Origin of the sequence: Mycobacterium sp. 1165178.9 (assembly GCF_001673555.1) — a bacterium.
GTDB lineage: Bacteria > Actinomycetota > Actinomycetes > Mycobacteriales > Mycobacteriaceae > Mycobacterium.
Genome location: NZ_LZMB01000234.1, coordinates 1 through 10341, shown reverse-complemented (window position 1 = coordinate 10341; position 10341 = coordinate 1). Strand labels below are relative to the sequence as shown.

The following is a 10341-nucleotide window of genomic DNA, read 5'->3' as shown; positions in this document are numbered from 1 at the left end:
GGGCGCGGCGTCCGGATTGCGCCGGGCGGCCAACGCGTGTGGCGCGCTGCTCGCGCGAACGGTCTGCCGGGTCTCCCCCAAGCCCTGGACCCGCAGCGTGACGATGTCACCGTCGTGCAGCCAGCCGGGAAACGATTCCAGCGCAGCGGGATTGAGGTGCTCGACCAGTGTGCAGGTCGGCACCGTCCCGGAGCCGATGACGTCGCCGGGATTGAGGGTGACGCCGCGCGAGACGTAGGAGATGACTTCGCCGAAGGTCCAGTCCATCTGGGCGGTGGACCCCGAGCCGATGACGTTGGAGTTGACCAGTGCGATGACCTGGAGGTCCAGCCTGCCGTCATGGCGGTACGGCTCGAGCTCGTCGGGGGTCACGAGGTAGGGGCCCAGCGTCACCCCGCTGTCTTTGCCCTTGCCCTGTCCGATTCCCAATTGGCTTTCCATCTGCTGCAGGTCGCGCGCGGACCAATCGTTGAAGATGGTGTAGCCAATGATCGCCTGTTCGGCCTGCTCGACGGTGAGATCCTTGCCGCCCGTACCGATCACCGCGGCGATCTCCAATTCGAAGTCCTGCCAAGCGCTTCCGGGTGCAGTCGGCGCGTCGTCGTAGGGTCCTAAAACTGTTGTCGGACAGGCGAAGTAGAACGCGGGAATCCGATACCAGGTGTCGGCGAGGCTGCGCCCGGCGCCCAGCGCGGCTTGGCAGTTGCGCATGTGGTCGAGGAAACAGAGGGAATCCCGGATCGACGGCGGACGCGGAATGGGCGCCAGCAATCGCACATCGGCGACAGGAACCGTTGCCGCCGGCGAGCGCTGCGCCTCCTCCCCCGCCTGCCGCAATCCCTCTGACCCGCGCGCGATCAGGTCGAGCAGTGTCGTTCCCGGCGGCATCGCAAAGATGGTGTCGCCGGAGAGGAGCCCGACGCGCTCGGCGTCATCACTTTGGTAGGTAACCCATTTCACTCGCGTACCACCTCACTCGCTTCCTTGTCCGGCCGCAGGCCCCGCCAGCTCGATTGGCGTAGCCGGTTGTCCGGGGTCCACTCGCTGTAGCGCACCTCCCCGACCAGAACCGGCTCCACATATGTCACGCCCCGCGCCTCGCTCCGGGGCAGCGGTGGGTGGAACGGGGATTCGTCGGTGTGCAGGGGCGCCAGGGTCTTCTTCAAGTTGGCCAGTTCGCGTTCGGTGAACCCGGTACCGACGCGGCCCGCGAAATGCAGGCCGTCCGCGGTGGGGATGCCCATCAGCAGCGAGCCGATGCCGCTGCTGCGTCCCCCTTCCCCGGCCTTCCAGCCGCCGATCACTACCTCCTGGGTGTTCCAGTGCTTGTCCTTGATCCACGACGACGAGCGCCGGCCGGGCTGGTAGGTGGAGTCACGCCGCTTGGCGATCACCCCCTCCCAGCCGCGCTTGCCCGAGTTTTCCAGCGCTTGTGCGCCATCTCCGGGTAGCAGGTCGGGAACGACGAGATTGGTTGCGGTGCCCAGCATTTCCAGCACCTTTCGCCGGTCCCGGTAGCTGGCCCGCAGCAGCGAGCGGCCGTCGAGGTACAACACGTCGAACGCCCAGAATTCGACGCGCGAGCCTCGGCCCCTGTTCTGCATCTCGTGGAAGTTGGGCACCCCCGAAGAGTCCAGGACCACTGCCTCGCCGTCGAGGATCACATGGTGCTCGGCGAGATCTTCTGCCAGCCAACGCAGTTCGGGATATTCACCAGTTACTTCGCGACCGCGCCGAGACCGCACCCGGATGGCGCCGTGGTCGACCTCGATCAAAAGCCGGTAGCCATCCCATTTGCCCTCGAACGCCCATTGTCCCGCCTTCAGTGCCGTCACGGAACCGTGGGTGGCCAGCATGGGGGCGATCGTGTCGAACTCAAAGACGTTCTGGTCCTTCATCCGGTGCGCCAGCCACTGGTTCCCATTGGTCTGAATCAGGGCATAGCGTCCGGATACCTTGGTGCCGCGCAGATTGACGATGACCTCGTCGTCAAGGAACTTCTCGGCCTCGTAGGTTCCGGAGTCCCAGATGATCACCTTCCCCGCGCCATACTCACCTTTGGGGATGATGCCCTCGAACCCGCCGTATTCCAGCGGATGGTCCTCGGTGTGCACCGCCAGGTGGTTCACCGAAGTGGTTTCGGGCAGGTTTTTCGGCACCGCCCACGACACCAGCACGCCGTCTCGTTCCAGCCGGAAGTCGTAGTGCAGCCGACGGGCGTGGTGTTCTTGGATGACAAAGCTATTCCCTTGCCCTATAACGGGTTTCGATGCCGGAACCGGCTCGGGGGTCTTCGACGCGTCGCGCATGCTGCGGTATCTACTCAGTCGGTCCGGCACCGGTGCGTCCTCGTCGAGCGCCGCGAGCAGATCGCCGTCGCGGGCGACTCGGTCCAGCACTTCGTCGTAACGCAGCTGGCGCAGCGACGAGTCGTCGAGTTCCTCCCAGGTGCGTGGCGCCGCGACGGTGGGTTGTTCACGTCCGCGCAGCGAGTACGGCGCGATGGTCGTCTTGGCGCCGTTGTTCTGACTCCAGTCCAGAAAGATCTTTCCAGCCCGCAGGCTCTTGGTCATGGTCGACGTCACAAGTGTCGGCATCGTCTTTTCCAGTTGTTGCGCAACGCGTTTGGCCAACACCGTCGCGCCCTTGCTGCTCACCGGCTCCTGCAGCGGCGTGTAGAGGTGCAGGCCCTTGCTGCCGCTGGTGAGCGGATACGTGGTCAGCCCGATTCCGGTGATCAGTTCGCGGACGGCGCGCGCCACCTCGGCCAGCTGAGCCATCGTGACGCCTTCACCCGGATCGAGGTCGAACACCAGGCGAGTCGCCGGGCCCGGTTTCAGTTCTTCGGCCCGGCTGCGGGTCCACTCGGCGACGAAGCGCCACTGCGGTACGTGGACCTCCAGCGCGGCCTGCTGGGCGATCCAGGCCAGCCCGTCGACGCTGTCGATGATCGGGTACGTCGTCGTCCCGGATCGATGGGTCACACTTGCGCGCGGCAGCCAGTCGGGCGCCGACGAGGCCAGCTGTTTTTCGAAGAACGATTCTTCGTCGACGCCGTTGGGCCAGCGCTTGCGCGTTGCCGGGCGCCCGGCGATGTGCGGGATCATCACCTCGGCGATGCGCGTGTAGTAGTCGAAGATGTCGCTCTTCGTGGTTCCGGTGGCGGGATACAGCACCTTCTCGGCGTTGGTCAGTTTCACGCGCGGTGCCATGTTGTCAACCTACGCGTTTCGCGCGTGTTAACCGCTTTGACCACCGCTAATCGCGCAACAGTCGATTTGTTTTGTGACATGACCCACGGACGCGTATACCTCCGGAAGGTTCGGGGCACAGGAACACGATGTTTGATGTCATCCCCTCTCCCTGGCGTCCAAAAAGCGGCGTCCCACTGAGCGACGCGACACTACGACTACATGCCCGACGGGTCGACGTTCCGACGTACGACCGGTCGGCCCTCGGTCGAGGAGTCGTCCACATCGGCGCGGGCAATTTCCACCGCGCACACCAGGCCGTCTACTTCGACGACCTCGCCCGCTCGGGTGTTTCCGGACGCTGGGGGCTGACCAGTGTCAGCCTCCAATCCCCCGATGTGAAACACCTGCTGTCGGCTCAAGACGGGCTGTACACCGTCGTACAGAGCGGCCATGATCGCCAAACCGCCCGCGTGGTCGGTTCGATCGGCTCCGTTCATTACGCGCCGAACGACGGCGCGGCGGTCCGTAGCTCGCTGGCAGATCCGCAAACCCGCATCGTCAGCCTGACCATCACCGACAACGGATACTTCCTGAATCCCGTCACCGACCAATTCGACGCCGACCACCCCGACGTGCGCGCTGACCTCGTAGCCGCCGGCAGCTACGCGACCGCGTGGGGATACCTGGCCGAAGCTCTCGACCGGCGCCGCCGCGCGGGTGTCGCGCCGTTCACCGTGCTCTGCTGCGACAACGTTCCCGGCGACACACAGCCGGCGAGGACCGCGCTGGTGTCATTCGCCGCGTTGAAGGATCCCGGGCTTGCCCGCTGGATCGAGACGCACGTCGCGTTCCCGTCGACCATGGTCGACCGCATCACCCCGCAAACGACGCAGTCGGAAAGAAAGTTGGTGGAGCAGACGTTCGGCGTCGCCGACAAATGTCCGGTGGTGACCGAGCCGCACAGCCAATGGGTGATCGAGGATTCGTTCAGCAACGGGCGGCCGCCCCTCGACGAGGTCGGTGCCGAGTTCGTTGCCGACGTCAGCGACCACAAGTTGATCAAGACCCGCCTTCTCAACGGAACCCATATCGCGCTCGCGTGCCTGGCCATCCTGGCGGGTTACCAGCGCACCGACGAAGCGATGCGCGACGGCGTCATCTTCGACTACGTCGACAAGCTGCTGCGCGACGAGATTCAACCGCTGCTGCCCGCGGTGCCCGGGATGAACACACCCGAGTATCGGAGCACCTTGCTCGATCGGCTGAGCAATTCCCGGATGAGCGACCAGCTTTCGCGGCTGGCCCGACGCGGCACCAGCAAGATCGCGACCTTCGTGCTGCCCTCTTTGCAGGAGGCGATCACGCAGGGCAGACCGCACACACTGCTGATGGCGGCCGTCGCCGGGTGGGCCCGTTACATGCGGGGCCACGACCTCGACGGGCGAAAGCTCCGCCTGGAAGACTCGCAGGCGATACCGGTGGCTAGGTTGGCCAATATGGCACGCAGCAATCCTGATCCGCTGCTCAGGCATGAGATGTTCGCCGAGGTGCGCGCGGTTCCCGGTTTTGCCGAGCGCCTGGGCGCCATGATCGCCGACATCGATGAACGCGGTGTGGTCCCCACGCTGCGTGATGCGATGAGCAACGACGAGTGGGAGTTGGTGTCGCGATGACTGGGCTGACCTTTGCGCGCACGTTCGACCCGGCGCCGATCACGACCTTGCTGTGCGACGCCGACGACAACCTGTTCGGATCCGAAAGGCCGGCGTTCGACGCCTCGACCGAGGTGACCAACCGTTTCCTGGCCAGGTTCGGCGTGACCGCGCCGCTCAGCTGCGAGGAGCTGCGCAAGCGGGCCGTCGGGAAGAATTTCCGTAACACGGCTCTCGACCTGGCGGTGCAGTGCGAAGTGCCGCTTGATGAGACGCTGGTACAGGGCCGTCCCGCGGCGGTGATCGCCTCGGCCGGTGACCTCGCGAGCGGCAAGGCGTTGTCCGCCGGCGAGCTCGAACAGTGGGTGCGCGAGGAGCGCGAGCGGGTCACCGCTCATCTGGCTGTCACCCTGACCCCTGATCCGGAGGTGCTGGAGCCGTTGCGAAGCCTCGCGACCCGCTACGCGCTCGCGGCGGTGAGTTCGAGCGCCACGGGAAGGCTGCGCGCCTGCTTCGCCGCCACGGGCCTCGACTCGCTCATATCGGAGGCGGTGACTTTCAGCGCGGAGGATTCTCTTCCGGTGCCGACGAGCAAGCCCGACCCGGCGGTGTATCTGCATTCGGGCCAGGTAATGGGCGTCGCCCCGGAACAAGGGCTGGCCATCGAAGACTCCGTGGCCGGCGTGACATCCGCGGTTGCGGCCGGCTACGCCACCATCGGCAACCTGATGTTCGTGCTACCTGACGAACGGGATTGCCGCCGTGCGGAATTGATCGATGCGGGAGCAGTTGCGATCACCGATTCATGGCGCGCAATCGCGGATGTGCTGCTGTTATCTGCAATGCCGGCTGAGGGTTCGCGAGCCGGGTGACGATCCGGGCGTTGACCCGGGGAGGAGTTGGCCAATGGAGGCTAGCGGAATCAACCTGAACAATGCGGCGCTCGCGACGATGACGATCGACGCGCCCAACTACGACCGCGGCAGCGTGACCGTCGGGATCGCGCATATCGGCGCCGGTCACTTCCACCGCGCGCATCAGGCCGCGTACATCAACCTGCTGTTGCAGCAGGGCCTGGCACAGGAGTGGGGCATCTGCGGTGTGGGCGTCATGCCCGCCGACTGGACCATGCGCGACGTCCTTGATGGTCAGGACGGGCTCTACACGCTGATCCTGGAAAACCCCGACGGTACCCGGGATGCCCAGGTGATCGGCTCGATCATCGACTATCGTTACGCGCCTGATGATCCCGAGTCGGCGCTGGAAGTGCTGGCGGCTCCGGCCACCCGGATCATTTCTCTGACCATCACCGAGGGCGGCTACCGCGACCCGGACGGGCCCGCGTTTGCGTTGATCGTCGAGGCGTTGGACCGGCGACGCCGCCGCGGGATCGCCGCGCCGACAATCGCCTCCTGCGACAACATCGAGAACAACGGTGAGGTCGCCAGGCGTACCGTGCTCGCAAGCGCCGAGCACATCGACCCCGAGTTGGCCGAGTGGGTGGCAGAGCACGCCCGGTTCCCGAGTTCGATGGTCGATCGCATAACCCCGGCAACGACTTTGGAGATGGCCGCGGAGGTGCGGCGCGACTTCGGTGTCAACGACCGGTGGCCGGTGGTGGCCGAGCCGTTCACCGCCTGGGTGATCGAGGACGCCTTCGCCGACGGTCGGCCGCCGCTGGAGCAAGCGGGCGTGCTGTTGGTCGACGATGTGCGTCCACACGAGTTGATGAAGCTGCGACTGCTCAACGCGGGCCATCAGTGCCTGGCCTACTTCGCCCATCTCTGCGGCTTCAAGTTCGTCCACGAGGCGGCAAGCGATCCGTTGTTCGCCGAATTTCTGCTTGCCTACTTCGAATCCGAGGCCATCCCGACGCTTCCGCAGGTGCCGGGAATCGATTTGCACGAGTACGGCCGCAGGCTGGTCGAGCGGTTTGCCAACCCGGCCGTGCGGGACACCGTCGCGCGGCTGTGCGCCTACTCGTCGGATCGCATCCCGAAATGGCTGTATCCCGTCATCTGCGACAACCTGGCCAACGGCGGGCCGGTCCGGCTTGCGGCAGCGGTGGTGGCGAGCTGGGCCCGGTACGCCGAGGGTGTTGACGAGTGGGGCAACCCGTACGAGGTGCTGGACCAACTGGCGGACTCGCTCGTTCCGATCGCCAGGTCGCAGCACGAGAATCCCACGGTGTTCATCGAGATCACCGCGGTGTTCTGCGACCTGGCCCATCAGCCACGCTTCGTCGAGGCTTACCTTTGGGCGCTGGATTCGTTGCACAGCAAGGGAGCTCGCGCGACGCTGGACGCTTTGGTGCGATGACTCGCGGGCTGGTGATCGGCGAGTCGCTGATAGATATCGTGGACAGCGACGAGCACGTCGGTGGCAGTCCGCTCAACGTTGCCGTCGGACTCGGCCGGCTCGGTCGCCCAGTCGACTTCCTGACTTCGATCGCCGACGACTCGTATGGCCGCCGCATCATCGACTACGTCGAAGCCGCAGGGGTGCAACTGGTTTCGGAAAGCCGGTCGGCGCAGCGCACGGCGACTGCGCGGTCAACCATCGCCGAAGACGGGTCCGCCGAGTACGTGTTCGATCTGGACTGGCGACTCTCCGGAACGCCGCCGGTCACCCCGCCGCTGTTCGTCCACACCGGATCGATTGCCGCCGTGCAGGATCCGGGCTGTTTGGCGGTCGCGGCGCTGATCGATACCTATCGCGTCTCGGCCACGGTCACCTTCGATCCCAACGTACGACCGTCTCTGATCGCCGACCGCGGGCCGGCCGTCGCGCGCATCGAGCACCTCATCGAACGCAGCGACGTCGTGAAGGTCAGCGAGGAAGACCTGCGCTGGATCAACCCCACGCGGCCGCCCGAGCAGATCGCGCAGACGTGGTTGCGGTTGGGCCCCGCCATCGTGGCGATGACGATGGCTCAGCGCGGCGCGGTGGCGTTCTGCGCGGCCGGCGTGGCCCGGGTGCCGACGCGGGCGGTGCGCGTGGTCGACACCGTCGGCGCCGGTGACTCCTTCATGGTCGGTCTGCTCGACGCGCTATGGGAATCGGGATCGTTGGGCGGCGACCGGCGCAGCGAGTTGCACGGAATCAGCGTGGATGCGCTGACGACGGCACTGGAAGCGGCGAGCCTGTCTGCGGCGCTCACCGTCGCCCGCCCCGGAGCCGACCTGCCGGATCGGGCCGCGCTGAATGCGGCGTCGCGTCATTAGCCGCACGCCCCGGTAGTTCGTAGTCCAGGGGGACAATCCCAGGTCGTAGCCCTGTCGTGCTGTTTTGCCACCGGCCCTACGGGCATACTGACTTGCATGCGCTCCATCTGGAAGGGTTCCATCGCGTTCGGGCTGGTGAATGTCCCCGTCAAGGTGTACAGCGCCACCCAGGACCACGACATCAAGTTCCACCAGGTGCACGCCAAGGACAACGGCCGCATCCGCTACCAACGTGTGTGCGAGGTGGACGGCGCGGTCGTCGAATACCGGGACATCGCCCGCGCCTACGAATCCGACGACGGACAGATGGTCATTATCACCGACGACGACATCGCCACCTTGCCCGAGGAACGCAGCCGAGAGATCGAGGTGCTCGAGTTCGTGCCGGCCAGCGAGGTCGACCCGATGCTGTTCGACCGCAGCTACTTCCTGGAGCCGGACTCCAAGTCGTCGAAATCCTATGTGCTGCTTGCCAAGACTTTGGCCGAGACCGATCGGATGGCGATCGTTCACTTCACGCTGCGCAACAAGACCCGGCTGGCGGCGTTGCGCGTCAAGGACTTCGGCAAGCGCGACGTGATGGTGATCCACACTTTGTTGTGGCCCGACGAGATCCGCGACCCCGACTTCCCCATCCTGGACAAGAAGGTCGAGATCAAGCCCGCCGAACTCAAGATGGCCGGTCAGGTGGTGGATTCGATGGCCGAGGACTTCAATCCCGACCGCTACCACGACACCTACCAGGAGCAGCTGCAAGAGCTGGTCGACGCCAAACTCGAAGGCGGAGAAGCGTTCACCACAGAGGAGCAGCCGAAGGAGCTGGACGAGACCGAGGACGTCTCCGATCTGCTCGCCAGGCTGGAGGCCAGCGTGAAGGCGCGTTCCGGTAACGGCAAGGCACCTGCGAAGAAAGCCGCGGCGAAAAAGGCCCCCGCGAAGAAGACGGCGGCCAAAAAAGCACCCGCCAAGAAGGCGGCGAAAAAGGCGGCGTCGAAGTCCTGACCCGGGTCAGCGTTTGCGGGTTGCCAGGAAACGAGTCAGCGCCGCGACGATGTTGATCACCGCGACCATGATGATCAGGGTCAGCGCTGCACCCCAGATCCGCAGGAAACCGGCGTGTTCGGGATTGGTGAGCTCGGTGTAGATCAGCAGCGGCAGTGATGCCATGTTGCCGTGAAAGATGTCGAGGTTGATCGATCGGCTGTAGCCGACCAACACCAGCACCGGCGCGGTTTCACCGATCACCCGCGCGATGGACAACAGGATGCCGGACACGATGCCGGGCATCGCGATCGGTAAGACGATCCGCACGATGGTCTTCCACTTCGACACACCGAGCGCGTAGCTGGCCTCGCGCAGCTCGTCGGGCACCAGCCTGAGCATCTCCTCGGCCGAGCGCACCACCACCGGCAACATCAGCAGGACCAGGGCCAGCGACACGGCAAAGGAACTCTGCTGGAAGCCCAGGGTGGCGATCCAGAGGCTGAAGATGAACAGCGCCGCCACAATCGACGGCACACCGGCGAGCACGTCGACCATGAACGTCGTCAGCCGCACCAGGCGCCCGGACCCGTATTCCACCAGGAAGACCGCGGTCATCAGGCCCAGCGGCACGGCCATGGCGGCCGCGACCCCGGCTTGTACCAGCGTGCCGTAGAGCGCGTGGTAGACGCCGCCGGCGAACTGTTCCGGCAGCACCCCGCGCAGCGAGTGGGTCCACCACCCCGACCGCGTGACGGCGTACCAGCCTCGTTCGACCACGATCCACAACAGCCAGATCAGTGGCACCAGTGCGACGCAGAACGAAGCGAGGAAGAAAATCGTCGCGGTGTTGTTGGTGATCCGGCGCCGAAAGCTCAGCCGCCGGAACACCTCGTCCTTGACCGGTCGGTCCAACGCTTCAACGGTCACGAGCGCCGCTCTCCCCCGGCAAGCGGGTGGGGGTACGCCCCCACATTGCGGTTCATCCGTTGACCTTCCCGCCGGCGATCGCCCGGGCGAGCGCGTTGACCACGAACGTCAAGACGAACAGCGCGAATCCGGCCGAGATGTATGCCCCCGTGGGCAGCGGCGCGCTGGGCGAGACCGTCGCGGTGCTGATCATCTTGCGTTCGGCAGCCCGCCCGGGCAATTGGTCGCTGTTCGACGGCGGCTACACGTTCGCCTCGAAGATCGCGTCGGCGGCCGCCGAATTCAGCGCGCCGCTGCCCACGGGGGCATACATCTCGGCCGGATTCGCGCTGTTCGTCTTGACGTTCGTGGTCAACGCGC

At 65.6% G+C, this 10341-nt stretch carries 8 protein-coding genes and 2 pseudogenes; 6 read left to right on the top strand and 4 right to left on the bottom strand.

The features are described from left to right. Positions 1–960 (bottom strand): fumarylacetoacetate hydrolase family protein (locus A5652_RS10725; protein ID WP_197513901.1); only part of this gene is annotated, 960 nt, incomplete at its 3' end. Further along, positions 957–3212, bottom strand: a complete 2256-nt coding sequence (locus A5652_RS10720) for an ATP-dependent DNA ligase (RefSeq protein ID WP_067350363.1) — start codon at positions 3210–3212, stop codon at positions 957–959. The genes A5652_RS10725 and A5652_RS10720, both read right to left, overlap by 4 nt. Positions 3213–3340: 128 nt before the next feature. Between A5652_RS10720 and A5652_RS10715 the strand changes: the two genes are divergently transcribed. The 5 genes from A5652_RS10715 (at position 3341) to A5652_RS10695 (ending at position 9072) form a co-directional block, all read left to right on the top strand. Next, complete coding sequence (locus A5652_RS10715) at positions 3341–4867, top strand: mannitol dehydrogenase family protein (protein WP_067350359.1); 1527 nt, start codon at positions 3341–3343, stop codon at positions 4865–4867. Further along, entirely contained in the window at positions 4864–5718 is an 855-nt protein-coding gene (locus A5652_RS10710; protein ID WP_067350356.1) for an HAD family phosphatase, read from the top strand. The genes A5652_RS10715 and A5652_RS10710 overlap by 4 nt, the downstream gene beginning before the upstream one ends. Before the next feature lie 34 nt (positions 5719–5752). After that, on the top strand, positions 5753–7165 hold the full coding sequence (locus tag A5652_RS10705; protein WP_067350353.1) for a mannitol dehydrogenase family protein: 1413 nt from the start codon (positions 5753–5755) through the stop codon (positions 7163–7165). Further along, on the top strand, positions 7162–8070 hold the full coding sequence (locus A5652_RS10700; protein ID WP_067350349.1) for a carbohydrate kinase: 909 nt from the start codon (positions 7162–7164) through the stop codon (positions 8068–8070). Before A5652_RS10705 ends, A5652_RS10700 begins: the two co-directional genes overlap by 4 nt. 96 nt (positions 8071–8166) lie before the next feature. Then, on the top strand, positions 8167–9072 hold the full coding sequence (locus A5652_RS10695) for a Ku protein (RefSeq protein WP_067350346.1): 906 nt from the start codon (positions 8167–8169) through the stop codon (positions 9070–9072). Positions 9073–9078: 6 nt separating this feature from the next. Here A5652_RS10695 and pstA read toward each other — a convergent pair whose 3' ends face one another. Both pstA and A5652_RS27515 read right to left on the bottom strand, forming a co-directional pair. After that, positions 9079–9981, bottom strand: a complete 903-nt coding sequence (gene pstA, locus A5652_RS10690; protein ID WP_067350342.1) for a phosphate ABC transporter permease PstA — start codon at positions 9979–9981, stop codon at positions 9079–9081. Positions 9982–10033: 52 nt separating this feature from the next. After that, positions 10034–10147, bottom strand: a pseudogene (locus A5652_RS27515) (phosphate ABC transporter permease subunit PstC); the annotation flags it as partial. Here A5652_RS27515 and A5652_RS26635 point away from each other — a divergent pair. Beyond that, positions 10143–10341, top strand: a pseudogene (locus A5652_RS26635) (phosphate ABC transporter permease subunit PstC); the annotation flags it as partial. The pseudogenes A5652_RS27515 and A5652_RS26635 overlap by 5 nt on opposite strands.

Excerpts from the sequence above, each read along its gene's own strand:
- A5652_RS10720 (WP_067350363.1), bottom strand. The coding sequence starts at position 3,212 with ATGGCACCGCGCGTGAAACTGACCAACGCCGAGAAGGTGCTGTATCCC.
- A5652_RS10715 (WP_067350359.1), top strand. The coding sequence starts at position 3,341 with ATGTTTGATGTCATCCCCTCTCCCTGGCGTCCAAAAAGCGGCGTCCCA.
- A5652_RS10710 (WP_067350356.1), top strand. The coding sequence starts at position 4,864 with ATGACTGGGCTGACCTTTGCGCGCACGTTCGACCCGGCGCCGATCACG.
- A5652_RS10705 (WP_067350353.1), top strand. The coding sequence starts at position 5,753 with ATGGAGGCTAGCGGAATCAACCTGAACAATGCGGCGCTCGCGACGATG.
- A5652_RS10700 (WP_067350349.1), top strand. The coding sequence starts at position 7,162 with ATGACTCGCGGGCTGGTGATCGGCGAGTCGCTGATAGATATCGTGGAC.
- A5652_RS10695 (WP_067350346.1), top strand. The coding sequence starts at position 8,167 with ATGCGCTCCATCTGGAAGGGTTCCATCGCGTTCGGGCTGGTGAATGTC.